Genomic DNA, 25339 nt, shown 5'->3' on the forward strand with positions numbered 1-25339 from the left:
AATAAACATAGAGCTATAGCACTTTTAAATAACCATTCATCTGCTGAATAACGGGATACTAATTTGTAAGCATGTTTGAACAAACCTTTACCAACATTGACAACTCACTCTGGAAGGATGCGGGGTGCGACAGTGAACTCGACTATATTGAACAGACCTCATGGGTACTGTTTCTGAAGTACCTGAACGACCTGGAGCAGGAGAAGGCCGATGAGGCTGAACTTCAGGGGCAGGAATACGAATATATCCTGGATGAGAAATACCGGTGGCACACCTGGGCCTATCCTTTGAATGATGCGGGTGAGCTGGATCATAACGCCACCAAGACCGGGGATGACCTGATCGACTTTGTGGACGGTGAGCTTTTCCCCTATCTCAAGAAGTTCAGGCAGGAGCATATCGATAACCCGCAGACGATTGAGTATAAGATCGGTGAGATCTTTTCGGAACTAAAGAACAAGATTCAGAGCGGGTATGTGCTTCGGGATGTGATTGATGAGGTGAACAACCTGCCGTTTCTCTCTGCGAAGGATAAGCACGAGCTGAGTCATCTCTACGAGACGAAGATCAAGAATATGGGCAATGCCGGGCGGAACGGCGGACAGTATTACACGCCGCGTCCGCTGATTCGGGCGATGATCAAGGTGATTGATCCGGAAGTTGGGGAGACGATTTACGATCCTGCCGTGGGTTCGGCGGGGTTTCTCTGCGAGGCGTACGACTATCTGTACGATAAGATGGAGAAGAGTACCGAGAACCTGAATACCCTGCAGAAAGAGACCTTCTTTGGGAAGGAAAAAAAGAACCTCGCCTATATCATCGGGATTATGAATATGATTCTGCACGGCGTAGAGGCTCCCAATATTCTGCACACCAATACACTGGCCGAAGACATCCGCAACATCCAGGAGAAAGACCGACATGATATCATCCTGGCCAATCCACCGTTTGGCGGGAAAGAGCGGAAGGAGGTACAGCAGAACTTTGATATTCAGACGAGCGAAACGGCTTTCCTGTTCTTGCAGCACTTTATTAAATCACTGAAAGCCGGTGGACGGGCTGCGATTGTGATTAAGAACACCTTTTTGAGTAATACTGACAATGCATCCATCGCACTGCGGAAGCATCTTCTGGATACCTGTAACCTCCACACCATTCTTGATATGCCGGGAGGCACATTCCTGGGCGCGGGAGTAAAAACGGTCGTACTCTTTTTTGAGAAAGGAGAATCCACAAAAAGCATCTGGTACTACCAGTTTACCCCGGAGCGGAATTTGGGCAAGACGAACCCGCTGAATGATGATGACCTTGCGGAGTTTGTAGAACTTCAGAAAAAGAAACCGGAGACGGAGCAAAGCTGGAACCTGAAGGTGACTGACATTCCGGAGGATACGGCAGACCTGAGCGCCAAGAATCCAAACACACCGGATGAAGAGCCGCTGCGAAGTCCGGAGGAAATCTTAGCGGAGATGGAAATGCTGGATGAGGAAACCCAATCGCTGATGCAATCGATTCGGGAGTTGGTATGAGAGAGGGTTGGCAAGTAAAAAAACTGAAAGAAGTGTCTGAGATTGGAGCTGGTAACTCTGCTCCTCAAGAGGATAAATATTTTCAAAATGGTATTTATCCATTTATTCGGACATCTGATGTTGGGAGAATACTATTTGGTAGTATTTCTGAAAGTGCTGATTTATTAAATGAACAGGGAATTGAAAAGCTTAAGCTTATACCTGCCGGAACTATACTAATCCCTAAAAGTGGCGCATCTACTTTCTTAAATCATAGAGTTATTCTGGAAGTCGATGCTTATGTGGCCAGCCATTTAGCTACAATTAAAACGAACCAGGAAGTCTCTAATAGATATGCACTATATTTTTTAGAGACGGTCAAAGCACAAGATTTAATACAAGATCACAGTTATCCATCACTTAAGTTGGCTGACATTAAAGAAATAAAAATTCCTATCCCTCCACTCCCCGAGCAAAAGCACATTGTAGCCATTCTGGATGAGGCGTTTGAAGCCATTGATCAGGCCAAGGCCAACATCAAGAAAAACATTGAAAACGCCGAAGAGCTGTTTCAGAGTAAGCTGAATGAGATTTTTTCGCAGAGAGGGGAAGGTTGGGAGGAGAAACCGTTAGGAGAACTTACATACGTGAAAAGTGGCGGTACGCCGAGACGCTCAACTAAAGAATATTGGGAAAATGGAACAATACCTTGGTATTCATCAGGTGAATTGAATGAATTATTTACCAAAAAATCTGAAGACCTTATTACCGAAAAAGGATTAAAAGAGTCGAACGCCAAATTATTTCCTAAAGGATCATTATTGATCGGAATGTATGATACTGCTGCATTGAAAATGTCAATTTTAGACCGTGACGGTACATTTAACCAAGCAATCTCAGGTGCCAAGCCAAACGAGAATCTTAATCTGCAATTTGTGATGCATGCCATCAACGCGATCAAACCTGAGTTGATGAAACAACGAAGAGGAGTACGTCAGAAAAATTTAAACCTGACAAAGATTAAAGCTATTCCAATTCCTTTTCCAAATATTGAAGTGCAAAACGAAGTAGTAGCTCATTTAAGTGAACTGCAGAATTATACCGTCACTTTGATAGAATCTTATCAGAATAAGTTGGAGGATTTTGACGAACTCAAAAAATCCATTCTCCAAAAAGCTTTTTCGGGTGAGTTAACGGCAAGTGAAGAAGTTGCTGCATGAAGGAGGATAAACATACCGACAAAAAATCCCTCCGCTTCATAAAAGGTTCTACCACCGATTGGGATGAGTTGGCGAAAGATTGCGTGTGTTTTGCTAATGGCCGTGGAGGGGTAATTTTGATAGGTATAGAAGATGATGGTTCTTCCCCACCTGAAAACCAAGCTATAAAAGACCGTAGCCTTCCGGAAAAAATTCAGAAAAATATTGCACACCGCACCTTAAATGTCGGTATCGCAGTAACGATTGAGGTTGCAGGCAATAAAGCAGAATATATTCGTCTGGAGGTCTTCCGTAATGCACAAACCATTGCCTCAACCACAGATGGCCGTTACTACATCCGCGTACATGATGAATGCAAACCGGTTCCTCCTGATGAGATGGCTCGATTAGCAGCGGAGAAAAATGCTTATGTTTGGGAAGAGCAAGTCAACAAAAAAGTACCAACCTCTCGACATGATCCGGATAAACGCCAAAACTTCCTAAATGATATTCGTAGATCACCTCGTGTCAGTGACTTTATTAAAGAGATGTCTGATGAAGAGATACTTGAATTCTACTTTTTCCAGAAAGAAGGAATTCTTACCAATTTAGGGATCCTGTGGATTGGAACCCGGCAGGACAGGGCAAGCATTTTATATCCCCCTGCCATACAGGTCATTCGCTACAACGAAAGTGATGAAAAGGTCTGGAAGTTGTTGCTGGATGATCACTTCAAAAATCCCAAAGAACTACTCAACAGTGTGCTAAACGATGTCCCCGATTGGCAAGAGAGTATTGAGGTTTCAGAGGGGATGTTTCGGAAAAACATCCAATTCTTCCCCATTGAAGTGGTGCGAGAGTTGGTTGTAAATGCTATAGTACATCGAACCTATACCATGCGAGGCGATATTTTTATCAATATTTTCCCGGACAGATTAGAAATCCACAGTCCGGGTCGCCTGCCTTTTGGCGTAACTCCTAAAAATATCCTGAGTCAATCGGTAAGGCGTAATGAGCACCTCTCAAAAGTATTTTACGATTTGGAATTGATGGAAAAAGAAGGAAGCGGTTATGATTTAGTGTATGCCAATTTGCTTGCCTCAGGTAAACCAATTCCTGAGGTTAAAGATCTTGATGACAGAGTTGTAGTGATTGTGAAAAAGCAGTTTGTGAGCAAACAGGTTATCCGCTTAATGGATAAAGCAAGCTCAGAGTTTAACCTGAAACAACGTGAACTTATCACACTTGGCCTATTGGCTCAACAGCAATCATATACAGCTATTGAGCTGTCCAAGATTTTAACTCAAGATAAAGAACATGGATTGAGAAGCTGGCTTGGACGCTTACTTGATTTTGATCTGGTTGTAAAGACTGGCCGGGGGAAAGGAACTCAATATGAAGTTAATCCCGAGTTTATACGACAATCTCAATTCAAGGGGAAAACCAGTCTGAAGAATATCGAAGATCATCGGTTAGAAGAATTAATCTATAAAGATGTAAAAGCATATCCGGAAAGTTCTTACAGTGATATTCACAGTAGAATTGGTAAGGAAATAAATGCTTATAAAGTTAAGAGACTGTTAAAGTCAATGACTGAAAAAGGTATTTTAGAAAGAACCGGTGAAAGAAGATGGACTCGATATTCTATAAAGCAAAACTTGCAAGAAAACACATAGAAACTTTATAGAAACTTTATAGAAACTTTATAGAAACAGGACTCATGAATGAAGCGCAAACCAGACTGGAGCTGATTACCCCCGCTTTGAAAGAGGCCGGCTGGGGTGAGGTGGAAGATAGTCATATCCGTGTGGAGGTTCAGATTACGGACGGCCGGCTGATCGGGAATGGAAACCGAACACCCAGGTTAATTGTCGATTACATCTTAGAGTATAAAAACCGGCAGCTTGCGGTTGTGGAAGCCAAAGCTCGGGATAAATACTACACAGATGGCGTGGGGCAGGCGAAGGACTACGCCGAACGGCTGCAGGTACGCCATGCTTTTTCTACCAACGGAGAGCGCATCTACTACATCGATATGGATGAAGGGTTTGAAGAGGAGATTCAAAACTTTCCAAGTCCGGAAGATTTGTGGCTGAAAACGTATCCGCCTGAGGAGGTTCAGAAGAAGCCTGAAGTATGGAACTGGAAAGAACGGTTTAATGATGTGCCGTACGAGCGATTGATGGGGAAGTATTTGCCCCGATACTATCAGCGCAATGCCGTGGAAGCCGTACTGGATGCTATTGCGGAAGGCCGGGATCGGCTGCTGCTTACGATGGCAACAGGCACCGGAAAAACAGCCACCGCTTTTCATATCTGCTGGAAACTGTTTCAGGCTAAATGGAATCTGAACCGGGACGGTGAGCGAAGGCCGCGTATTCTGTTTCTGGCTGACCGAAATTTACTGGCTAATCAGGCCACACAAGCGTTCGGAGCGTTTAATGAAGATGCGATTGTGCGGATTCGTCCCAATGAGATCAAGAAACAGGGCAAAGTACCCACCAACGCCAGCCTCTTCTTTACCATTTTTCAGACCTTTATGAGCGGGCCGGATAACTCACCCTATTTTGGCGAGTACCCCGAAGATTTTTTCGACTTTATTATTATTGATGAGTGCCACAGAGGCGGAGCCAATGATGAGAGTTCCTGGCGGGAGATCATGGAGTATTTTAGCCCGGCCGTGCAACTGGGTTTGACCGCCACGCCAAAACGGAATGACAACGTAGATACGTACCGATACTTTGGAGAGCCGGTGTACACCTACTCCCTGAAGGCGGGTATCAATGATGGATTTCTGACTCCCTTCAAGGTGAAAGAGATTTCAACGACAGGCGACAAGTACCGCTATACGCCTGATGATGAAATACTGGAGGGAGAAATCGATGAGGAAAGAGAGTACACGCTCGAAGAGCAGAACCGCATCATCGAACTGATGGATGTGGAGAAGTATCGGGTGAAGCTCTTTATGGATATGATGAATCAGAAACAGAAAACCCTGGTGTTTTGCGCCACGCAAATCCATGCGGCAGCCGTGCGGGATCTGATCAATCAATATGCAGACAGCAGCAATCCCAACTATTGCCACCGAGTAACGGCTGATGACGGCAAGCGGGGTGAAACGCATCTGAATCAATTCAAAGATAATGAGCGGACGATACCAACCATTCTGACAACCTCACAGAAGTTGAGTACGGGAGTGGACGCGCCGGAGGTACGGAATATTGTACTGTTACGGCCAATCAATACCATGGTGGAATTCAAGCAGATTGTTGGACGTGGTACCAGAGTCTTTGACGGCAAGGATTACTTCACGATCTACGACTTTGTAAATGCCCACGAGCATTTCAACGATCCTGAGTGGGACGGTGAGCCGATTGCGCCGGAGCCTCCGGGGCCCGGGCCAGAGTCGAAGCCCTGCCCGGTGTGTGGTGAAAGGCCTTGCACTTGTGTTTCGGAACCTGAACTCTGTGAAGAATGCGGGGAGTATCCATGCATCTGTGAGAAGAAACCGCGAAGAATGGTTCGGGTGAAGCTTTCCGATAACAAGGTTCGGGAATTAGATTCGATGGTGAAAACCAGCTTCTGGAGCCCGGACGGTAAGCCGATTTCAGCGGATCAATTTATGGAGAATCTTTTTGGTGAACTGCCGGAACTGTTTAAGAGCGAAGATGAGCTTCGGAGAATTTGGAGTAAGCCCGGAACGAGGAAACAGCTTCTGCAAGAGCTTAGTGACCGCGGGTACACCAATCAACAGCTTGAGGACTTGCGCAGAGCGATTCACGGTGAAGAGAGCGACCTGTTTGATGTGTTATCGTATGTGGCGTACCACAAGGAAATTGTACCCCGGACAGACCGCGCCAATCGGGCAAAGCTGCACCTGGATTCGTACGACCCGAAACAGCAGGAGTTTATCAACTTTGTGCTTGAACAGTACGTGAAGGAAGGCGTAAGCGAACTGGATGATGACAAACTTGGCAACCTGCTAAAACTGAAGTACCGGGCCATTGCAGATGCAAAAAGAGAGCTTGGAAAGATATCGGCCATCCGGAATACGTTTGTGGGTTTTCAGGAGTGGTTGTATAAGGAGAGGGTTGGGTGAGTTAAATTGAAACAATATTTATGAGAGTACTATTAGACACCAATATTATCATTCATCGAGAAACAAATCGGATAGTAAACTATCAAATGGGCAACTTTCGGGGAAGCTTACATCTACCTGATAAGATAAGTAAGGATTTGCACAATAGAATGTTAATCGAAAAAATTGAAAAGGTAATTTTTCAACTTCCTGAAAGGCGGCGGGAAGTTTTTTTGTTGAGCAGATATGAAGGAAAATCATATAAAGAGATAGCTAATATACTTGGGATTACTGTAAGCACTGTAGAAACCCATATGAGTAAGGCCTTAAAAACAATGAGAGAAAAGTTCCTGCCTCTATTAGGACTTAGTTTTTTTCTATTTTGCAAGTCAATATTGTAGATGAGATATTTGCTAAAACAAATTTCTGTAGCCTGATAAGAGTGTTTGTTGGGCATGACATAAATTATTTAAAATCTTATCTATAGCGTTTATCCCCATGAACTCATTTAATACACGCACGGCACAACTTTCCCTTCTTCCATTTCTACTTTTTATTGCACTCTTTCTCGGTTCGGGGCTGATGCTGCAAGCGCAGGGTGTGGAACGTGCATTTCAACAGCTACCGGGGCACGTGGCCATTATTCCCGCACTGATGCTTGCCGTATGGCTGCATCGCGGAAAACTGACTGAGTCAATCGCGATGCTTGTGAAGGGTGCAGGAAACAGCAATATCATTACAATGTGTATGATTTTTCTGCTGGCGGGTGCGTTTTCGAGTGTGGCTTCTGCAACCGGAGGAGTAGATGCAGTGGTGAACGCCGGGCTTCAGCTCATTCCTGCCGGATTTGTTTTACCCGGACTGTTTATGATTGCCGCATTAATTTCTCTGGCAATGGGTACATCGGTAGGTACCATTGGCGCTCTGGCACCGGTGGCGGTTGGTTTTGCACAACAGACGGGAACTGACCCTGCTCTGATAGCCGGAGCGCTTTTTGGCGGTGCAATGTTCGGTGACAATCTCTCCATTATTTCCGATACAACGATTGCGGCAACACGAACGCAGGGTGTGCCGATGAAGGATAAATTTCGGGAAAATATTAAAATCGCTCTGCCTGCGGCAGTTATCACATTGGTTCTTTTGATGGCTCTGGCAACAGATGCCGGAGCGGTTTCCAGCGAATCCCCTCAATGGCTGGCTACCATTCCATACATCGCCATTTTGATTCTGGCAGTCGCCGGTATGAATGTTTTTCTCGTATTAATTTTCGGTGTATTGATGGCAGCCGTTCAGGGCATGTTCCTGACAGAGTACGAGCTGACTGCACTGGGAGGTGATATTGCTTCAGGATTTGCGGATATGCACGGTATCATGATTCTGGCCATGTTCGTAGGGGCACTGGGTGAGTTTATTAAACGGCAAGGAGGCTTGCAGTGGATTTCCGGGGTGATTACCCGAATGGCGGAAAAAGCGTCACGATCAGGAAACAGGGCCCAGCAGCTGGCAATAGGCTGGCTTGTATTTATCACCGATGTCTGCATTGCCAATAACACGGTCGCAATTGTTGTAACCGGGGAGATCAGCAAGTCGATTGCTGAAAAGCATAATATTTCCGGAAAACGAACCGCCAGTCTGCTCGATATCTTTGCGTGCTCGGCACAGAGTTTTATTCCCTATGGAAATCAGGCACTGCTCCTAAGCGCTACGTTTGCAATCTCCCCATGGGATGCAGTAACCAACAACTATTACGGTGTAATACTCCTTGTTTATGTGATCGCTTTTGTTCTGCTTGGAAGAACAAACAGTCGAAAAGATTAACGTAAAGGGTTGTGTAAATTCCGAGAGTGTAGGTTAGAAAATTCAGGAAAATTTATTTAATTCCTTTCTGAGAAATTTTTCAGATAAAAGTCCTTATTTATTTGTTAATTGTGCATAAAGGAACTCTAAGTAATTATTTTATAGTATGAATAGGAAAGAGGGCAGTTCGCAACATGACCCCGCTCAAACCAACCTCGAAAAAGAGAACCTCTCACTGATTCTTGAAACCCTGGAGGGTATCAACAATACAAATGAGTTCAAGACGGTTTTGGTAGAGAGTATGGAGGCTGCCCGTCTTGTTATGAAATCGGAAGCAAGCTCGCTTTTTCTGGTGGATGATGATAGAGGGGAGCTTTATATCAGTATTCCAACAGGGCCGGCCAAGGATGAGGTTGCCGGAAAAAGTATTCCAAAAGAGAAAGGGATTGCCGGATGGGTACTCAAAAATAAAAAACCATATCTTTCCAATGATGTCTCAACATCGGAGCACTTTTACGGTGATTTGGTAGAGTCTTTCACAACCAGAAATATCATCTGTGTGCCTCTTGTCAGTAAGAACGAAGACGTTTTGGGAGTCATTCAGGCGATGAACAAACGGGATAAGGAGCTTTATCATGAAAACGAAATTGAGGTCTTTGAAGCTCTTGCCAAACACGTTGCGATCGCTATTGAGCGGACACGAAAGATCGAATCAATGCGCGACACAATAGATGAGAAGGATCTGATGATTGCAGAGATTCACCATCGGATTAAAAATAATCTTCAGGCACTATCGGCTCAGGTTCATAAGGATACGGAACAGATAAAAGATAAGAAGGCAAAGGATCTATTCAATAAAATTGAAGTCCGGATGAAGTCGATGGCCGAACTGCATGACATGCTGGTTGAGAAGAAGATCAACGAAAACATAGATCTCTATGGTTATACTCAAAATTTAGTTGAGAAAATTGAAGACTCGATGAGTTTTCAACAACTGAACGTTGGGTTTGAGGTGTCCGGTTCGGGTGTGAATATTCCACAAAACAAGGCACTGTTATGCGGCCTGATTTTGAATGAGCTGCTAATTAATGTTTACAAACACGCATTTGTGGATGGTGAACGAAAAACGAGTCGTGTTGAGGTAAATGTAGCCGAGGATGAGGGTTTGGTTATATTGAGTGTTGCAGACAATGGAATTGGCGTACCGGAAGATTTTTCTACTCAGTCGAAGCACTCCATCGGTATGTGGATCGTTAATGAACTGCTTCAAAAGCTTCACGCAGATATGACTATTCTAAATGATCCGGGTGCCCGATTTACCATCACATTTAAGAAGTAGCCCTCAAATTTTCGCCTTTATCCCAAAAATTGTTTATACATAAGGGAGTTAAAAAAAACGGGTACTCATGGAAACACCTGAACTGCATAATCTGAACGAGGGGGATATTCTCAACTCTGTTCCGGATAGAAACATCCGCGTGCTGCTCGATACGATTGAGGGAATCAACCAAACCAAGGAGTTTAAATCAGTTCTGATAGAGAGCATGGAAGCGATACGGTTGGTGATGAACTCAGAAGCCAGCTCATTAATCTTGCAGGATCGGGATACCGGTGAACTTTATGTAAGCATGCCAACAGGTCCCGTTAAGTCGGATATTGTTGGTAAGAATATCCCAAAAAATAAAGGAATTTCGGGGTGGGTGGTTGCAAACCGGCGCCCCTATCTGACAAATAAACCATCCGAATCAGAGTATTTCTACGGAGAGCTGGCTGAAGGATTTACAACCCGAAATATTATTTGTGTTCCGCTCATCAATCGCGATAATGAAGTGATTGGTGTGATGCAGGCGTTAAACAGAAGAAGCGGTGAAGAGTTTACTTCCCGGGATGTTCCCGTAATGCAGGCACTCGCTTCTCATGTATCCTGTGCAATTGAAAGAACCCGGCTGATTGATCGCCTTCACGACAGGTTAAAGCAGAAAGACACAATTATTGCTGAAATCCATCATAGGATCAAAAATAACCTTCAGGTAATTCTATCGATAGCCGAAACAGAAGCGATGGATATGGCGGAGGGTAAAGCGAAGGATGCATTTAAAGATGTTACGTACCGAATTCGTTCGATGGCAAAACTCCACGAGATGTTAAGTGAGAAAAACCTGGAAAACAGTGTGGAATTGGGCGGATATCTGAAACAGCTATCCGAAACCATTCAGGAGACGATGAGCTCCATTCTTTATAATGTGAAACTTGAATTGGAAAGTGAACCGATTGAGGTGCGGCAGGAACAGGCGCTCCTATGCGGGTTGATCTTGAATGAGTTACTGATCAACATTTACAAACATGCATTTCTTGAAGATGAGAAAGAAGGAAAGATTGAAATCCACCTTTGGGGTGAAAATGAACAGGTTAAGCTTGAGGTTTCTGATAACGGAGTAGGCCTGCCGGAGGATTATCGATTTGAGAAGAAAGAGTCGATCGGGATGTGGATTGTGGAAGAGCTGCTTAAAAAACTGAATGCTGAAATATCGGTCGATGGAACAGATGGGGCTCGGTTCACCATCATTTTTCCATTGAAATAGATTGGTCAGACCGGCCATCGTCCTAACCCTCTCATTGTAAATAGCCTGGCTAACAGATGTTTTAACGGTGAATTCAGAACCACCTTCAATCCGTTTCTTATCCAAATATTTGCAGACTCTTTTCTGCCCAACACCATATTCATGTTAGCGCGTTTGGCCACCTGTTGAGCAATTCTTCTCTGTTGATTCGAATACTTTTGGAGCTCTGATTTTTGCCTTTCAGGAGAATATCTGATTCGCAGGAATGTTTCGAGGCAGGCTTCTGCATCCAGCCACCCGAGATTCATTCCCTGCCCGCCAATGGGGCTTACGATATGAGCGGCATCTCCGGCCAGCACCATTCTTCCATAGGCAAATGTTTTGGCCATCAGGTGCTGGACTCCGAAGCTGCTGAGCATATTGTTTTCACATGAACCGAGGTGATACCCTGTTCTAATAAAAACCTCTTCGGTCAGTTTTTTTACATTGGGTGTTTCGAAATAGTGGTCGGTTTTCACAACCCAACGTCTCTGGCCGCTGGGCAGTGGAAATGATTCCACAAGGCCCTTTTTATGCAGATAGACGGCCGCTTGATTTCCGAATTCTGTATTGTCTTCAAAATCACCCATCATGTAAGTGTCGGGATAGGAATTTCCCTCAAATGGGATGTTGCAGGAATTTCGGACTACACTATGTTTTCCATCACAGCCGATTACATAGTCTGAGCTGAGATGATGTTTTTCATCCTCTTGCGTATATGATATCTCAACCCGGTTGTTGATCTCTTGAATGTCCTGAACCTCTGCACCTCGAATGAGCACAGTCCGGTCCAGATCTCGCAATTTGTTTTCGAGAATTTCTTCTGTTTTCCATTGTGGAATTGCAAGGATGTAGGCATGAGGCGGGGGACAGGATCGAAAAGAGACTTCACCGGCAAGTTTATAATCCAGAAATGCGAGCCCGCTTTCAATTTTCAGTCCGTATCGAAGAAATGGCTGGGTAATTCCGGATTGGTCAAACAGATCAAGAGAGACCGGGTGAATTCCAAGAGACTTAGAATGTTGATCAATTTCGGTCCGTTTTTCAAGAACACGACAGGAAAATCCATTCTGGACAAATCGAATGGCCAGGTAGAGTCCAACCGGTCCGCCACCCACAATGGTTATATCCATTTTATTCATTGTCCGGTTCATTTTGATGAATTGCCAACAGCCTGAACGGAAACTTACGATTTACGATCCATTTATCCGGCAGTAGCTTTTGAAGCTCACTTTTTCTAAAACTTCGACGGATCGAAAGCTTTCCGTCCGGTACAATAAAACTGTTTCGAAAAAGCATAGGAGTGGTTAATGCAAAGAGTCCGTAACCGATGTCACTTCGTTCAATATCGTTGAAAATCACCAGTTGCTTGCTCAGTTTTTCTGCATCCTTGCAAAGGGCTACAATTTTTTCATCCTGCAGGTGATGGAGCAGGTGGTTCGAGATTACAATATCAAACTGAAAACCATTTTGAACCAGTTCTTTCGAAGATTTGTGGGTAAAGTGGATCCGGCTGTTGTGGATATTCTTTTTAAAAAAGATATTTGCTCTGGGATCGGGATCAGATCCGGTAAACTTCATATCAAAACTCTCTTCTGTGCAGAGCCGATCCAGCAGTTTTAAAATATCCCCGCCGCCGCAACCGATATCGAGAATGGAAACAGGTTCGTTGGCTGATTGAATGATCGGTTTAAGATGATTCCGGAAAATCGATTCCCATCCGGATAATTGTCTGTTGATGGTTTTAAATTGTTGATAGGTATTGAAGAGCTTTTCCTGATTGCAATCTTTCTGATCCATCCATTCGGTGAGATCCGGGTTTCGTTTTTTTAAGAAGAACGGCATCAGGAACCGGGGATTTTTGTCAGCAGAGCAGATTCAAGTGTTAACCCGGGGCCAAATGCCATGGTGAGAGTCCGACCGTTGGTATTGTTCTCCTCAAGAAGTTTTTTCAGAACAAAAAGAACAGTGGCACTGCTCATGTTTCCATAGTCTGATAGAACTTGTCTGGATGCCGAAAGGGCGTCTTTCGTTAATAAGAGAGTCTTTTCAACATTGTCCAGAATGGCACGACCGCCCGGGTGAACACCCCAAAGGTTAATGTCGGAGAGTTCTAACTGATACTGATCCAACACGGGAGACAAAAACGGCTCCAATCCTTCTTCCAAAAGCTCGGGTATATAGTTTGATAGAACCATGTTAAATCCGGTATCGCCGATAGACCACGCCATGTCATCCTTACCTTTATCGGTAATAGCCGATGCAAAGGCATCTATTTGAAAAGCGGAAGTTTCGAGTTTTCGATTACTCACAATTGCTCCGGCGCCACCATCCGCAAAGACAGATGCAGACAGAAGATCATCCATTTTTGGATTGGCCTGAAAGTGGAGCGTGCATAACTCTACAGAAACAATCATTACATTCGCTTTGGGATTTGCCAGGCAGATTTGATTAGCCATTTTAAGTGCAGGAATAGCTGCATAACAGCCCATAAACCCCAGATGATATCGCTCTGTTTTAGGAGACATACCCAACGATTTGATGATGTCGTAATCCGGCCCCGGCGTGTAGAATCCGGTACAGGAGACAGTGATAAGATGTGTGATGTCTTCAGAACTGAATCTGGACTGATTGATTAGTTTTTGAGCAACTTCAACAAAAAGTTTTCTTCCTTCACGAATGTATGTGTCGTTTCTACTGGCGGTGCCGGGAGTTGCACCCTGCCCATTAAAAAATAGTTGATGATTTGCTGTTTTCCGGAAATCATCAACAACAGAATAGCGTGTGTTGATACCCGACCTGCTGTAAATATGGTGGATAATTCGTTTATCTCGCTCGCTGCCCGGCACTATCTCTTTCATTCTGTCTCGCAGCTCTTCCTGGTGATATGAATATTTTGGAACGGCAGTCAGGATGGTGTGAACAAAAGCGGACATGACAAAAAGATTATGTGACTCTTTACATTATCATCAACCTGATGGGGCTTGCAATTCGTTCACTCGCATAAAGATGTGATACTAATTTTCAACCAGTTTACTATCTTATTACAAGTAAACAATTACACAACGGGGGAGGAGATATGAAGATCAACTGTTTCAGTTTTCTGATTTTATTAAGCACGTTGTTGAGTTTTTTAGAGCCTGATGTGTTATCCGCACAATCCAGCCATGGCGACACAGGAAATGAGGACACAATTATACTGAGTCCGGCTGCAGATTCTCAGGTATTTCGGTCGGCTGAAACCAACAGTTACTCCTCCATGAACGGACTATTTTTTGGAAGTGGAATTGTGGGTGTGGAAACGATATATAAACAACCGGGAGCCCGCGCCGATCTAAGCCTCTCTCTCTCAGCGTATTATGATGCTGTGGAGTCAGAATTCCGAAGTGGGGATTTGTTAATTGGGGCGCTCTCCATTGGCCGATCAATTCCGATAACAGATTTCTCGAACTCTGCAGGATTGAAAAAGATGGAAATTTATTTCCGGATTGGCCCCGGTTTTGGAGTGGCCGGACGGGGAATCATTGAAAATGGAAGGGTACAATATTTTCCGGGCATAACCACGGCAACAGAATTTGGAGCGATCTACCATTTTACAGAACGGTTCTCACTATTTACGAATGCCGGCGGAAGATTTTACTGGTTTCCCGGATTGGATGAAATGGGCTTGATTGGCAGACCTGCAGTGATGGTTGGGATGCAGTTCAATTTCACCGGTGGCATTTCAATGGTTCGGTTTTAGGAGGATTTAACCGGCACCCATCGCCTTCGTCTTTTTGAAGAAACGAATATTGTGAAGAATTCCTGCAACGGTCAGTCCGGCAATGAGTCCTCCCCACAATCCCTGAGGTCCATATCCTGCAATAAAGCCGAGATAATATGCCAGTGGAATTCCAATAACCCAATAGGCTACGAGATTTACATACATCGGTATTTTAGTGTCTTTCAATCCGCGAAGCGCACCAAACCCGCTGACTTGTAATCCATCAGATATTTGAAAAATGGCAGCCATAAATAGAAGCTGAACGGCCATATTTGTTACTGCCTGGTCATCAGTATAGATTGCTGTAATGTATTCGGGAAAAAGAAACATAATCATTGCAGTGAAGGTCATGATAAAACTGGCCGTTGCCACTCCTACAAACCCCCGGAATCGGGCTTCATCGGGCCGTTTTCTACCAACAGACTGCCCAACACGTGCAGAAATTGCGACGGAGAGTCCGAATGGAATCATAAAGGTCATGGATGCAAAGTTAATTGCTACCTGATGCCCGGCCACCGCAACTGTGCTGATGGTCCCCACCAGAAGGCTCACAACTGCAAACATGGTTACTTCCATGGTTGAACTGATTCCTATCGGCACTCCAATGCTCAGGAGTTCCTTCAGATATTTCTTTTCAGGCCAGCGGAATTTTCCAAAAATGTCGAACCGTTTGTAGGCTTCAAAACTCATGGTAAACCAGAGCATGGCAATGAACATCACTGTAAACACTATGGCCGATGCATAGCCGGTGCCTACAGCGCCAAGTTGTGGGAAACCGAGCTTTCCAAACATCAACACATAGTTTGCCGGAATATTAACAAGGAGTCCGATCACTGCAATGAACATAGCCGGACGGGTGACGCTCAAACCCTCGTTGAAATACCTTAAGGCGCCAAATGCAAAAGCGGGAAAAATTCCCCAGGTTATTGCTTTCAGGTAGCCGGATGCAATCGGGATGATTTCATCTGTAATGCCAATCAGTACAAGAATTAAGTCGAGATTTCTCAACAGGAAAAAACTGGGTATTGCTAAGATCAGGCTCAGCCAAAGTACCTGTCGAGCGTTTTTGCCGATCAGCTCAAAATTCCGGGATCCTACATTTTGTGCAACGATGGGAGTAACCGCCATCATACAACCCAGGCAGAGAACCACAAACGGCATCAGTGTGCTGGAACCCACAGCTACGGCTGCCAGGTCTTCGGGCGACAAGCGTCCCGCCATCACGGTGTCTACAAAACTCATGCTCATTTGAAGAAGCTGAGTGATGATTACAGGTACACCGATTTTAAGCAGTGAAGATAGCTCCTGCCGAATTTCTGATAGATATGTTGAGTGTTTTGCATCCATAATTTACGGAGGCAAATGGTACGAAGATTTGGGGAGAGTTGTTACCCTTAGATGAGTCGAATTAAGAGGGTATTACACTGTTGGAAATGTGAGAATAAACGTAGTGCCTTTGCCCGGTTCCGACTCAAAAGTGATTTTGCCGTTATGTGCTTCAACAATTTTTTTGGCGATGGCCAAACCGAGACCTGTTCCGCTTGATTTCGTTGAGAAATTTGGCACAAAAATCCGGTCGTGATCTTCCGGTGAGATTCCATCCCCGTTATCAGAAATCTGCACTCTGACTGTTCGGTTTACTTTGTAGGCCGTGATTTTAATTGTAGCAGTTCCATCAGAATGAGCTTCGATTCCGTTCTTCACCAGGTTGATAAAGACTCTTCGAAGTTCAGCTTCCACACCGCTGATGATCAGGTCGTCATTGTGAAATTGAACTTCAACGGAAGCGGATGCGTCATGGCTGTAGAGGTCACCGATGGAGATCAGAAGTTTTCTTAGATCCACCGGTTCAAATGGGTCCTGTACAGGTTTTGCAAATTTTGAAAAATCGGAGGCGATCTTGTTCAGAGACTCTATCTGCTCGATGATATTCTCTGCGGTTTTTTCAATAATAGGCTTCAGCTCCATGACTTTCTCAGGATCAGCCTCGAGGCGCTGTTGCAGATGCTGCAGATTAAGTTTCATAGGTGTGAGCGGATTTTTAATCTCATGTGCAACCTGCTGTGCCATCTCTTTCCAGGCCGCTTCCCGTTCAGCTTCTACAAGCTCTTCGCGAGCCGTTTCAAGCTTTTCAACCATCTCGTTGTATGCTTTGGCAAGTGACCCGATTTCATCCCGTCCGGTTACGGCTACTCGTGTGTTCATATCGCCGCGGGTAATTCGACTCAACCCACCTTGTATAATCTGAAGTGGTTTAGTGAGGCGGTTTGAAAAGATCACTGTACCGATAATGAAAAGTGCAAAAATGGCCAGGTATATAACAAACAATGAGCTGGTAGCCTCCAGTAGCTGCTCTTTATAAACGGGAGATTCCACAAACGTTGGAATGGCCACTGCTCCTGCCGGCTCCTCATCCTCATTTAATAGGGTTCGGTAACCTATCAGCAGGTTTTCTCCGGCAACAATAGTGGTGGTTGTAATATGACGCCGCTCCCGGTTGTAGAGGAAGTCGTAAACGTCATATGGCATGGTACGCGGCATCACATACTGCTGAAAGATCTGAGGTGTGGTGGAGTCGAGCACATTAGAGTGACTGTAGAGTATGGCGTCAACGTTAAGTGGTGAGGCATATTCAGCTAATCTGCTGGCGCGCCTGGTAGAACTTTCGAGCTGAACCTCTCCGCGAAGAGATTCTGCCAAACTGTTTAATTTTGTGATCAGTTCGCGTTCTACATTCTCTTCATTCTGCAGACTAATTGCGTGCTGAGTGGCAAAAATTAAGACGGTAAGGAATAGTATTGTGGAGAGGATAAGACCATCGAGCAGCCGATCTTTGAATTTTCTACTCTGCCCAAACAACCTGAACGGTTTAAACCCAACAGTGGAAAGCACTGCGAATATAAACAGCCCAAAAAAGATGAGTACAATCAGGTACCTGAATGAAGAAAACAGGTGATGGGTAAACCCGGGGAGAGGTGTACTGGCTTTTATAACCCGGCCATCGTTCTCTCGGACGATGATTTCCCTGAACACTCCTTGTGGTGTCACATTGGTGATAAATGCAATCGAATCCCGGTCAGATATTTCCGCCTCACGAACCGGCAGACGATTGTACTGAGGCTGATTTTTGTAAATCCCCTGCATAGAGGTTCGGTTTACCCTTTGATCGATATACTCTGCAATGTAGAAACTCTGTTTCCAATCTTGTTCGGTATTGACGGACAGAACAGCCCGCATTGGGCGGTTATAGTCCGGCCGTTCGAGATAGGCGGCTGCAAATATCCATGCAATGATTGTGTTGGACTGGATTTCATCATAGATAGGAATCCATCCTCTGTAGAAAGAGACAAACTCTTCTCCCAAATCTGTAGGTCGATCACTCCAGATAATAGGGCGATTGGTAACTCTTCGTAACTGCTCTCCCTGGTAAGATGTTCGCATGAGCCGCATGTCTACCAAAGAGCGCCATCCGGGGGAGTCCAGGTTGGTGGAGTAGTCACTGATCAGGTTTCCATTGACATCGAGAAGCTGAATCTCAAAAGAGTGGTCGCGCCATTCGGGACGTATACTGTTTTGAATAGCACGCTGGAATTGACCCTGAAGGAGTGCTGTACGGCCTGAAATATCTTGTTCACTGACAAATATCAGAGAACTTTCAAGGTCAACCAGCAGAGTGTAAAGCAGATCCTGTGTATTTGTAACTTCCTCCTCAGCAAACTCGGTTGCTTTTTCGGTTAATTGCCGGTCGAGGCTTTCTGATGCTGACGACCAAATCAAAAAATAAACAGAAATGGCTACTAGAAGGCTCGAAAGAAGTACTTTTCGAAAACCTGACATCTCAGTAAAGAAGTGTGGCTTTTCATGGATCAGATGAATGACCAATAAAAGGGTCAGATAGGTGAAGAGAGCAGAGATGAATGCCGTCGATTGAATAGCCTGATGTTGAAAGAGTACATTGATTAAAAATGTAAACAGTAAAAAACTGAACAGGGAGGTAATTGCTATAACGATAGACTTATCTTTTTCGAACCGGTAGAGAAACAGCCCCACGGATATTACGATGCCTGAGAGTCCCGTAAATAGAATTGCCGAGGTGATATAAAAAATAAAAACCGGTATGTCGGGTGCTAACTCCAGGTCCAGGAAGTCCAGTATACTGCCGGTTAGCACAGAGTCGGTTAGAAGAAAAAGAAAGTGAAGTGTGCCCGACGAAAACCCACCGAAAATAGCTGCAAAAAGGAGTGTTTTCAGGTGAGAATCCTCTCCAGTTTTAACGGAATGAAGCAAGATGTATCGAACCAAAGGTACCAATACCAAAATTGCAAATATTGCATGCAGAACGTATTGGATTAAGTATGGGTATTCACCTGCATTGAAAACTTCAATCAGGTTTCCGGGTACAACCCACTCCATAAACCCAACGAATTGGAAAAGCGAAATCCAGACTATAACCGGAAGAGCTATCAATGCCTGTAGTATGAGTTCATTCTCAGAAAACACACAGAAACTAATGAAGAGCATGATTACAGCCGCAAAAAAGAGGAGGTGCACATAGCTGTGCCACTCAAGAATCGATTCAGAAATTTGTTGGTGGAAATAATCCACGTTGGAGGGATCAGCATAAACGGTACCTACCGAATCAGATAATTCGGTGGAGAGAACTTTATACTGAAGATCGATGGGTGTTGAGGAGAAAAAATTGAACGTTACCGGGAATGAGTTGTTTAAGTCTTCATGATCCGAGAGATTAAAACTGACTTTATCTTCAAAAGGGAGGTTTGTGGTCTGTTCCAGTTTATCTGCAGTAAGCAGCAGATAGTCTACATCGTTGATGGTAAAAGATCGTTGACCGAATAGGTAAACGACATTATTACGTTTGAGGAGAGTGACTTGAACTGCATCACCGGTCCCGTTTGTGAGAGTTGGCGAAGGGGTGAGGTTAAACCCGTCCCAAAGCCATTTTTCACCATTTCGAATAATGGCAGTACCCCAAAAAGAGAAGCCCTGAAGTCGGGTGTGGATCAGAGATCGGTTTTGATCAGACAAGGATGTTGAGCGCAAATATTGGTATAGTTCATCGGATCGCTCTTTAAAATTTATATAAGTCTGATTAAATACCTGCTGGGCTCTACTTAAACTCTCCTCGATTTCATGATCCAATTCATCCTGATTGGGAACCCGGTCCGGATTATTGGAGAACTCAAAAAAAAGTAGCAGGGCAGAGAGGGCCAAAAAGAAGAAGGCGCTGATTTGGAAAAAATATTTTTTCTGGCCGCTCAAAGTAAAATGTTGAATGTTAAATAGGGAGCGGAATCAATTTGTGCTCCCTAACCGGTTAAGCGAGAGTGTCTTCTATATGTGTGATCTTGGCATCGTTCCACATTCTCTCAATGCCGTAGTAGTTTCTTTTCTCTTCTGTAAAAATGTGAACTACAATATTAACATAGTCAAGAATTACCCATCGTCGGGAGTCTTTACCTTCCTGCTGCCAAACGTTCTCTCCAATTTCCTCTTTCACTTTTTGTTCCACACTGTTGGCAAGTGCACGTATTTGCGTATCGGACGTACCGTGGCATACAATAAAGTAATCTGCCAATGTGGTCAGTTCCCGTACATCAAGCAGTACAATATCTTTAGCTTTCTTTTCCAGCAGACCTTCTGTTATTGCTTCGATTAACTTTGAGGTGTCAACGGATTTATTCTCGAAAGGTGCGGTAAATTGCGATTCTTCTTTTTCAATTGTTTTTGTCATAGGCGGTTAATTAATCTTTATAAATTTAACTGTTCATAATCTGATCCGATCACTAAAGTGACATCCAGGTAAAACTCCGGTGCTTCCTCCCTTAAAATATACTGATCTTCAACACCAATGGCTCTTGCCACTCTTCGGGCATTCTCAATTTGGCCGCTTCTGGAAATAATCAATGTATTGGGAACGTCAAAATGGTCGTAATTTCCGGTTTCAACAACATCAAAGCCAAACTGTCTGAGTGTTCCCGTAAATTGATTAGCAAGTCCAGAAATTCCAACACCATTTAATACCTCCATCTGTATGACAGTACTGATTAATGTCGGGTCTTCAACGGCTCGTTCGCTGGCTATTCTTGGATACAGCAACCTGGAGCCCAGTGCAAACAGGAGGATGATTAGCAATACGCTGAGAAAGCCAATAACTGAGTTAAGAATAAGATTGCCGGTCTGATCGCTTTGCTTGTCTTGACTCATGAACCGCGATTAGTATCCGAACGGTGTTCTTCTGAACGGAGAGTTATAACCACCGTACATGCTTCTGTAGGGGTTTTGTGAGAACTCGATTGAGAGTCGGGTGTTCTCTGAAAATTTGTAATCAATTTTTGCACTGTCAATAATAATCTGAGTGCCCAAATTGTTTGTGTTATTCATAAAACTGTTACCAAATGGAGAGTGGAGTACAGAAACATCCAGCTGTGCATCCAGTTTATCACTCACATCAAAAAACATTGAGTTCGTGTAAGCATTCAGGTTGTGGGTCTGTCCGCCAAAATTTGTGAACGACATACTGTATGAGTGGCTCATCGTCATATTCAGTAAGTTCATCCAGCTGCCAGGAGAAGACGCCTGATGTGTGTGAGTTACAGCTCCTGTATACTCTTCGGGTTGATGCTGCAGATCTTTTCGAAGCTGTGCTTCTGCAACAAGAGCGGTAAATGAAAAGATAATAATCAGTGTCGTCAGAAATTTCATGGCTTTCAACGTAAAGTTCGTTTTATCAATAAACGTAGGCTGCTACAATTAATTATAAGTAAACGGACGCAGTTAGTAAATATGATAGTAAAATTTAAATCACTCTTAATTCGTTTCAGATGCTTGGCACGAATGCGCCGTCATTTGTGAAATGACACAAAAGAGCCTATATTAACAGGCTTCTATAATAATGAATTTATTAACGTAAAATTCCCTACCGTTTTGAAAATGAAACTTACGGATTTCAAATTTGAAATCGAAGATTTTAATGTACCTGAAGAACCCGCCGAACCAAGAGATTCATCAAAACTGATGGTACTGAACAGAGAGGACCAATCCATTAAACATGAGGCCTTTTCTGATATTCATAAATACCTGAATAAAGGTGATGTTGTTGTTTATAACAATACCAAGGTTTTCCCCGCCAAGTTGAAGGGAAAAAAAGAGAAGACCGATGCAGATATTGAGGTGTTTTTGCTTCGTGAGCTGATGCCGGAAAATATGTTGTGGGATGTGCTGGTGGAACCGGCGCGTAAAATACGTATCGGGAATAAGCTCTATTTTGGTGAAGATTTGATCGCTGAGGTTGTGGACAATACTACATCGCGTGGCCGGACGATACGTTTTCTGTATGACGGGCCCAACCAGGACCTGTACGACCGACTGGATGAAATCGGTGATATGCCGTTACCTCCATACATAGAAAGAGAGCCGAAGGAGAGCGATAAAGAGAAGTACCAAACAATCTTTGCAAAAGAAAGAGGGGCGGTAGCAGCACCAACGGCCGGAATGCATTTTACACCGGAACTGGTAGAAAAACTTGAGAAGAAGGGTGTCGATTTTGTACCTGTTACTTTGCACATCGGTTGGGGTACATTCCGTAATGTAGAAGTTGAGGATTTAACGAAGCACAGAATGGACTCCGAAAACTACTTTATCTCTCAGGAATCGTCTGACAGAATAAACGAGGCATTGAAGAGCAAAAAGAATAAAGTGATTGCCTGCGGTACTTCTGCTGTACGTGTCATTGAAACCAGTGTAATGGCAAGTGGAATGTCGAAGCCCGGTACCGGCTGGACGGATAAGTTTATCTACCCAGATTACGAATTTAAGATTACGGAAGGTGTTATTACGAACTTCCATCGTCCGGAATCGACTCTATTGATGCTGGCTTCTGCCTTCGGTGGGTTTGAGTTTGTAAAAGATGCCTATAAAGAAGCTGTGGCTAAAGATTATCGATTCTTCTCCTTTGGAGACGCAATGTTAATACTCTGATTTTTTGAACACGGGGTCAATGCAATTTTCGCTGATTATTCCGGCTGCCGGGTCAGGTACTCGTTTGGGAAAGGATGTTCCTAAACCCTACCTGGTAATAGCCGGAAAATCAATTTTGGCTCACACATTAAATCGTTTTTTGAAGATTGACAGCCTGAATCAGATTATTGTGGTTACTTCAGATGACTATCTGAAAGAAACCTCAAATATTCTGAAGGCCGAAGTCGGACGGCTGCCATTCCATGTAGTGAAAGGTGGCAATGAACGGCAGGAATCGGTTCAAAATGCATTGAATGTTGTATCCGGCGAATCTGATTTGATTGCTGTTCATGATGCGGTGAGGCCTTTTGTGTCAAAAACTACGATTGAAAATTGTTTGAATAGGGCATCACTTAGGCGAAATGACGGCGCAATTGTCGCTGTTCCATCGCGCGATACCATCAAAAAGATAGATTTGGATTCTATGATCAGTCACACTCCAAAAAGAGATGAAATGTGGCTGGCTCAGACCCCTCAGATCTTTAAAAAAAAGGTACTCATGGAGGCCTACAGGTTCGCTGCTTTAAATGGAGTTGCCGGAACGGATGATGCCTCACTGGTTGAGAGAATTGGAGGGGTTGTAGAAATTGTTGAGGGAGATATTCAAAACTTTAAAATAACCTATCCGCTGGATCTGCAATTGGCGGAAATGATCTTGTCAAAAAAATAGTATAAGAAATGGATCTCAGGATTGGATATGGATATGACGTTCACGCATTTGAGGCGGGGAGTGGCTTGGTGCTTGGCGGTGTGCATATTCCGTACAGTAAATCGCTAAAGGGACACTCCGATGCAGATGTGTTACTGCACGCCATTACTGATGCCCTGCTCGGCTCTTTGGCGCTGGGTGATATCGGAACGCACTTCCCCGATACAGACTCTGGATATAAAGGTGCAGATAGTTTGGTTTTGCTGAGAAGAGCATATCAGTTGGTGATTGACCGCGGTTATAAACTTGCCAATCTGGATGCAACTGTGGTTGCTGAACAACCAAAGTTAAACCCTGTAATCCCGAAGATGATTGAGGAAATTTCAGGTGTACTTGACTGTGAGAGTAATCAGCTTTCTATTAAAGCAACGACCGGTGAGAAGATGGGGTTTGTAGGGAGGGAAGAGGGGATAGCTGCGCAAGCAGTGGTATTAGTGAAAAATGGGTAGTATTAATGGCAGTTGAACTCTATATAAATCAATTAGTGGATTGGATCATCTCCCTCTCTCCGGTTAAGATCTATCTTATATTTGCGATTGTAGCCTATATAGAAAATGTACTTCCACCCGTTCCCGGAGATCTTTTAGTCGCATTTGGTGGGTATTTAGCGGCAGAGCAAATTGTTGGGTTTGCACCTCTTTTGGCAATAACAACTGTCGCATCAGTAGTCGGGTTTATGAATATGTATCTTATTGGCGCACACTTTGGTCATAAAATTGAAGAGCATCGAAGTCGTTTTTGGTTGATGAGAATTGTGGATGTAAAGTACTATGACAAGGTGAAACGATGGATGCAGCGCTGGGGTCTGGGCGTGATTTTGGCAAATCGTTTTTTGGCAGGAACCCGATCCGTTATATCACTTGCCTCAGGTGTATCCAGGACTCGGGTCAGCACAACAATCATATGCGCTGCCGTCAGCTCAATTCTTTGGAATTTTTTGCTGTTGGGCGCAGGCTGGCTGATAAATGAGAACTGGCAGGTGATTGGGGATTATCTGAATATCTACGGTTGGACAATTTTGGTAATGCTCATAGTGTTGATTGGGGCGAGGATTCTCTACAAAAAGAGATATAAAACGAAGGGAAAGAAGCCCGGAAAAAATTTTTCAGAAAGAGTTGATTAATATCAGAGATGTTTTTAGCTTTTAAGTCTTTCGCGGGTGGGAAGTATTCTACTCGCGTTTGGTGTTAAAAGGGCGGGCTGAAGAGATTGTCTCTGAAGTAGTATCGGCTCTTGGAAGTTTTTGAAAATTTGATCAGCCAGTGTAGCTCAGGGGTAGAGCAGCTGTTTTGTAAACAGCCGGTCATCGGTTCGAATCCGGTCACTGGCTCTTTGAGTGTAGAGCTCAAAAAGCACTGGGGGGATACCAAAGTGGCCAACTGGGGCAGACTGTAAATCTGTTGTCGTAAGACTTCGCAGGTTCGAATCCTGCTCCCCCCACTTACGCGGGCGTAGCTCAATTGGTAGAGCATCACCCTTCCAAGGTGAATGTTGCCGGTTCGACTCCGGTCGCCCGCTCTCTGAAAAAAGCCGATATAGCTCAGGGGTAGAGCACTTCCATGGTAAGGAAGGGGTCGTCGGTTCAATTCCGACTATCGGCTCTTCAGGTTGAATGTTCAAGAAAAATAAATCATAAATAATCTTTTTT

Annotated in this window: 21 protein-coding genes and 4 tRNA genes; 17 read left to right on the plus strand and 8 right to left on the minus strand. The window is 44.1% G+C overall.

From position 1 onward, the window contains the following. Window positions 1–71 precede the first annotated feature (71 nt). The 8 genes from BG260_RS04155 (at window position 72) to BG260_RS04190 (ending at window position 11164) form a co-directional block, all read left to right on the plus strand. Entirely contained in the window at window positions 72–1529 is a 1458-nt protein-coding gene (locus tag BG260_RS04155; protein WP_069130673.1) for a class I SAM-dependent DNA methyltransferase, read from the plus strand. Next, window positions 1526–2728 carry a restriction endonuclease subunit S gene (locus BG260_RS04160; protein WP_069130674.1) on the plus strand — a complete coding sequence of 401 codons (1203 nt, stop codon included), beginning with the start codon at window positions 1526–1528 and terminating at the stop codon, window positions 2726–2728. Before BG260_RS04155 ends, BG260_RS04160 begins: the two co-directional genes overlap by 4 nt. Next, window positions 2725–4383, plus strand: a complete 1659-nt coding sequence (locus BG260_RS04165) for an ATP-binding protein (RefSeq protein WP_069130675.1) — start codon at window positions 2725–2727, stop codon at window positions 4381–4383. The genes BG260_RS04160 and BG260_RS04165 overlap by 4 nt, the downstream gene beginning before the upstream one ends. A 44-nt stretch (window positions 4384–4427) precedes the next feature. Then, the gene (hsdR, locus tag BG260_RS04170) at window positions 4428–6806 is read left to right on the plus strand and encodes an EcoAI/FtnUII family type I restriction enzme subunit R (RefSeq protein WP_069130676.1); all 2379 of its coding nucleotides are present in this window, start codon (window positions 4428–4430) and stop codon (window positions 6804–6806) included. Window positions 6807–6892: 86 nt separating this feature from the next. Next, window positions 6893–7186: a sigma-70 family RNA polymerase sigma factor gene (locus tag BG260_RS14580; RefSeq protein WP_408005548.1), complete on the plus strand. Its 294-nt coding sequence runs from the start codon at window positions 6893–6895 to the stop codon at window positions 7184–7186. A gap of 97 nt (window positions 7187–7283) precedes the next feature. Further along, window positions 7284–8603, plus strand: coding sequence for a Na+/H+ antiporter NhaC family protein (locus tag BG260_RS04180; protein WP_069130678.1), 1320 nt, complete (start codon window positions 7284–7286; stop codon window positions 8601–8603). 145 nt (window positions 8604–8748) lie between these two features. Beyond that, window positions 8749–9921 (plus strand): GAF domain-containing protein, encoded by a 1173-nt coding sequence (locus BG260_RS04185; RefSeq protein WP_069130679.1) that lies wholly within the window; start codon window positions 8749–8751, stop codon window positions 9919–9921. Window positions 9922–9988: 67 nt separating this feature from the next. Further along, entirely contained in the window at window positions 9989–11164 is a 1176-nt protein-coding gene (locus BG260_RS04190; protein ID WP_069130680.1) for a histidine kinase dimerization/phosphoacceptor domain -containing protein, read from the plus strand. A 5-nt stretch (window positions 11165–11169) separates the two neighbouring features. Here BG260_RS04190 and BG260_RS04195 read toward each other — a convergent pair whose 3' ends face one another. Genes BG260_RS04195 through BG260_RS04205 form a run of 3 tightly spaced genes read right to left on the minus strand, consistent with a single transcriptional unit; the run spans window position 11170 to window position 14118 of the window. Beyond that, a complete protein-coding gene (locus tag BG260_RS04195; protein ID WP_069130711.1) occupies window positions 11170–12315 on the minus strand; it encodes an FAD-dependent oxidoreductase in 1146 nt (381 codons plus the stop codon). Window position 12316: 1 nt separating this feature from the next. Beyond that, entirely contained in the window at window positions 12317–13027 is a 711-nt protein-coding gene (locus BG260_RS04200; protein WP_069130681.1) for a methyltransferase domain-containing protein, read from the minus strand. Next, window positions 13027–14118 carry a type III polyketide synthase gene (locus BG260_RS04205; RefSeq protein WP_069130682.1) on the minus strand — a complete coding sequence of 364 codons (1092 nt, stop codon included), beginning with the start codon at window positions 14116–14118 and terminating at the stop codon, window positions 13027–13029. The genes BG260_RS04200 and BG260_RS04205 overlap by 1 nt, the downstream gene beginning before the upstream one ends. Before the next feature lie 188 nt (window positions 14119–14306). On the opposite strand from BG260_RS04205, the gene BG260_RS04210 reads away from it, so the two are divergent. Continuing rightward, window positions 14307–14924, plus strand: a complete 618-nt coding sequence (locus tag BG260_RS04210; RefSeq protein ID WP_141691512.1) for a hypothetical protein — start codon at window positions 14307–14309, stop codon at window positions 14922–14924. Window positions 14925–14930: 6 nt separating this feature from the next. Here the strand turns inward: BG260_RS04210 and BG260_RS04215 are convergent, their stop codons facing one another. The 5 genes from BG260_RS04215 to BG260_RS04235 all read right to left on the minus strand — a co-directional run bounded on the left by BG260_RS04215 (window position 14931) and on the right by BG260_RS04235 (window position 21668). After that, window positions 14931–16292 (minus strand): MATE family efflux transporter, encoded by a 1362-nt coding sequence (locus BG260_RS04215; protein WP_069130684.1) that lies wholly within the window; start codon window positions 16290–16292, stop codon window positions 14931–14933. A 72-nt stretch (window positions 16293–16364) separates the two neighbouring features. Further along, window positions 16365–20225 (minus strand): sensor histidine kinase, encoded by a 3861-nt coding sequence (locus BG260_RS04220; protein WP_069130685.1) that lies wholly within the window; start codon window positions 20223–20225, stop codon window positions 16365–16367. Window positions 20226–20280: 55 nt separating this feature from the next. Then, on the minus strand, window positions 20281–20697 hold the full coding sequence (gene rsfS, locus BG260_RS04225; RefSeq protein ID WP_069130686.1) for a ribosome silencing factor: 417 nt from the start codon (window positions 20695–20697) through the stop codon (window positions 20281–20283). Between the two features lie 17 nt (window positions 20698–20714). Further along, window positions 20715–21170, minus strand: a complete 456-nt coding sequence (locus BG260_RS04230) for a LytR C-terminal domain-containing protein (protein ID WP_069130687.1) — start codon at window positions 21168–21170, stop codon at window positions 20715–20717. Between the two features lie 9 nt (window positions 21171–21179). Continuing rightward, the gene (locus BG260_RS04235) at window positions 21180–21668 is read right to left on the minus strand and encodes a hypothetical protein (RefSeq protein ID WP_069130688.1); all 489 of its coding nucleotides are present in this window, start codon (window positions 21666–21668) and stop codon (window positions 21180–21182) included. 228 nt (window positions 21669–21896) lie between these two features. Here BG260_RS04235 and queA point away from each other — a divergent pair, with 228 nt between their 5' ends. The 8 genes from queA to BG260_RS04275 all read left to right on the plus strand — a co-directional run bounded on the left by queA (window position 21897) and on the right by BG260_RS04275 (window position 25292). Further along, window positions 21897–22943 (plus strand): tRNA preQ1(34) S-adenosylmethionine ribosyltransferase-isomerase QueA, encoded by a 1047-nt coding sequence (gene queA, locus BG260_RS04240; protein WP_069130689.1) that lies wholly within the window; start codon window positions 21897–21899, stop codon window positions 22941–22943. Window positions 22944–22962: 19 nt separating this feature from the next. Continuing rightward, window positions 22963–23652, plus strand: coding sequence for a 2-C-methyl-D-erythritol 4-phosphate cytidylyltransferase (gene ispD / locus BG260_RS04245; RefSeq protein WP_069130690.1), 690 nt, complete (start codon window positions 22963–22965; stop codon window positions 23650–23652). An 8-nt stretch (window positions 23653–23660) separates the two neighbouring features. After that, window positions 23661–24140, plus strand: coding sequence for a 2-C-methyl-D-erythritol 2,4-cyclodiphosphate synthase (ispF, locus tag BG260_RS04250; protein ID WP_069130691.1), 480 nt, complete (start codon window positions 23661–23663; stop codon window positions 24138–24140). A gap of 5 nt (window positions 24141–24145) precedes the next feature. After that, entirely contained in the window at window positions 24146–24814 is a 669-nt protein-coding gene (locus BG260_RS04255) for a DedA family protein (protein WP_069130692.1), read from the plus strand. A 135-nt stretch (window positions 24815–24949) separates the two neighbouring features. Then, a tRNA-Thr gene (locus BG260_RS04260) sits at window positions 24950–25021 on the plus strand. Window positions 25022–25048: 27 nt separating this feature from the next. Next, window positions 25049–25131, plus strand: a tRNA-Tyr gene (locus tag BG260_RS04265). 5 nt (window positions 25132–25136) lie between these two features. Next, a tRNA-Gly gene (locus BG260_RS04270) sits at window positions 25137–25209 on the plus strand. Window positions 25210–25220: 11 nt separating this feature from the next. Beyond that, window positions 25221–25292: transfer RNA gene (locus BG260_RS04275), tRNA-Thr, on the plus strand. The last annotated feature ends 47 nt before the right edge of the window (window positions 25293–25339 follow it).

This window comes from Rhodohalobacter halophilus (genome assembly GCF_001715195.1).
In the GTDB taxonomy this organism is placed as follows: domain Bacteria; phylum Bacteroidota; class Rhodothermia; order Balneolales; family Balneolaceae; genus Rhodohalobacter; species Rhodohalobacter halophilus.

Excerpts from the sequence above, each read along its gene's own strand:
- BG260_RS04165 (WP_069130675.1), top strand. The coding sequence starts at position 2,725 with ATGAAGGAGGATAAACATACCGACAAAAAATCCCTCCGCTTCATAAAA.
- BG260_RS04180 (WP_069130678.1), top strand. The coding sequence starts at position 7,284 with ATGAACTCATTTAATACACGCACGGCACAACTTTCCCTTCTTCCATTT.
- BG260_RS04160 (WP_069130674.1), top strand. The coding sequence starts at position 1,526 with ATGAGAGAGGGTTGGCAAGTAAAAAAACTGAAAGAAGTGTCTGAGATT.
- hsdR (WP_069130676.1), top strand. The coding sequence starts at position 4,428 with ATGAATGAAGCGCAAACCAGACTGGAGCTGATTACCCCCGCTTTGAAA.
- BG260_RS04230 (WP_069130687.1), bottom strand. The coding sequence starts at position 21,170 with ATGAGTCAAGACAAGCAAAGCGATCAGACCGGCAATCTTATTCTTAAC.
- BG260_RS04190 (WP_069130680.1), top strand. The coding sequence starts at position 9,989 with ATGGAAACACCTGAACTGCATAATCTGAACGAGGGGGATATTCTCAAC.
- rsfS (WP_069130686.1), bottom strand. The coding sequence starts at position 20,697 with ATGACAAAAACAATTGAAAAAGAAGAATCGCAATTTACCGCACCTTTC.
- BG260_RS04215 (WP_069130684.1), bottom strand. The coding sequence starts at position 16,292 with ATGGATGCAAAACACTCAACATATCTATCAGAAATTCGGCAGGAGCTA.
- BG260_RS04205 (WP_069130682.1), bottom strand. The coding sequence starts at position 14,118 with ATGTCCGCTTTTGTTCACACCATCCTGACTGCCGTTCCAAAATATTCA.
- ispD (WP_069130690.1), top strand. The coding sequence starts at position 22,963 with ATGCAATTTTCGCTGATTATTCCGGCTGCCGGGTCAGGTACTCGTTTG.
- BG260_RS04155 (WP_069130673.1), top strand. The coding sequence starts at position 72 with ATGTTTGAACAAACCTTTACCAACATTGACAACTCACTCTGGAAGGAT.
- BG260_RS04195 (WP_069130711.1), bottom strand. The coding sequence starts at position 12,315 with ATGGATATAACCATTGTGGGTGGCGGACCGGTTGGACTCTACCTGGCC.
- BG260_RS04235 (WP_069130688.1), bottom strand. The coding sequence starts at position 21,668 with ATGAAATTTCTGACGACACTGATTATTATCTTTTCATTTACCGCTCTT.
- BG260_RS04185 (WP_069130679.1), top strand. The coding sequence starts at position 8,749 with ATGAATAGGAAAGAGGGCAGTTCGCAACATGACCCCGCTCAAACCAAC.
- BG260_RS04200 (WP_069130681.1), bottom strand. The coding sequence starts at position 13,027 with ATGCCGTTCTTCTTAAAAAAACGAAACCCGGATCTCACCGAATGGATG.
- BG260_RS14580 (WP_408005548.1), top strand. The coding sequence starts at position 6,893 with ATGGGCAACTTTCGGGGAAGCTTACATCTACCTGATAAGATAAGTAAG.
- BG260_RS04255 (WP_069130692.1), top strand. The coding sequence starts at position 24,146 with ATGGCAGTTGAACTCTATATAAATCAATTAGTGGATTGGATCATCTCC.
- ispF (WP_069130691.1), top strand. The coding sequence starts at position 23,661 with ATGGATCTCAGGATTGGATATGGATATGACGTTCACGCATTTGAGGCG.
- queA (WP_069130689.1), top strand. The coding sequence starts at position 21,897 with ATGAAACTTACGGATTTCAAATTTGAAATCGAAGATTTTAATGTACCT.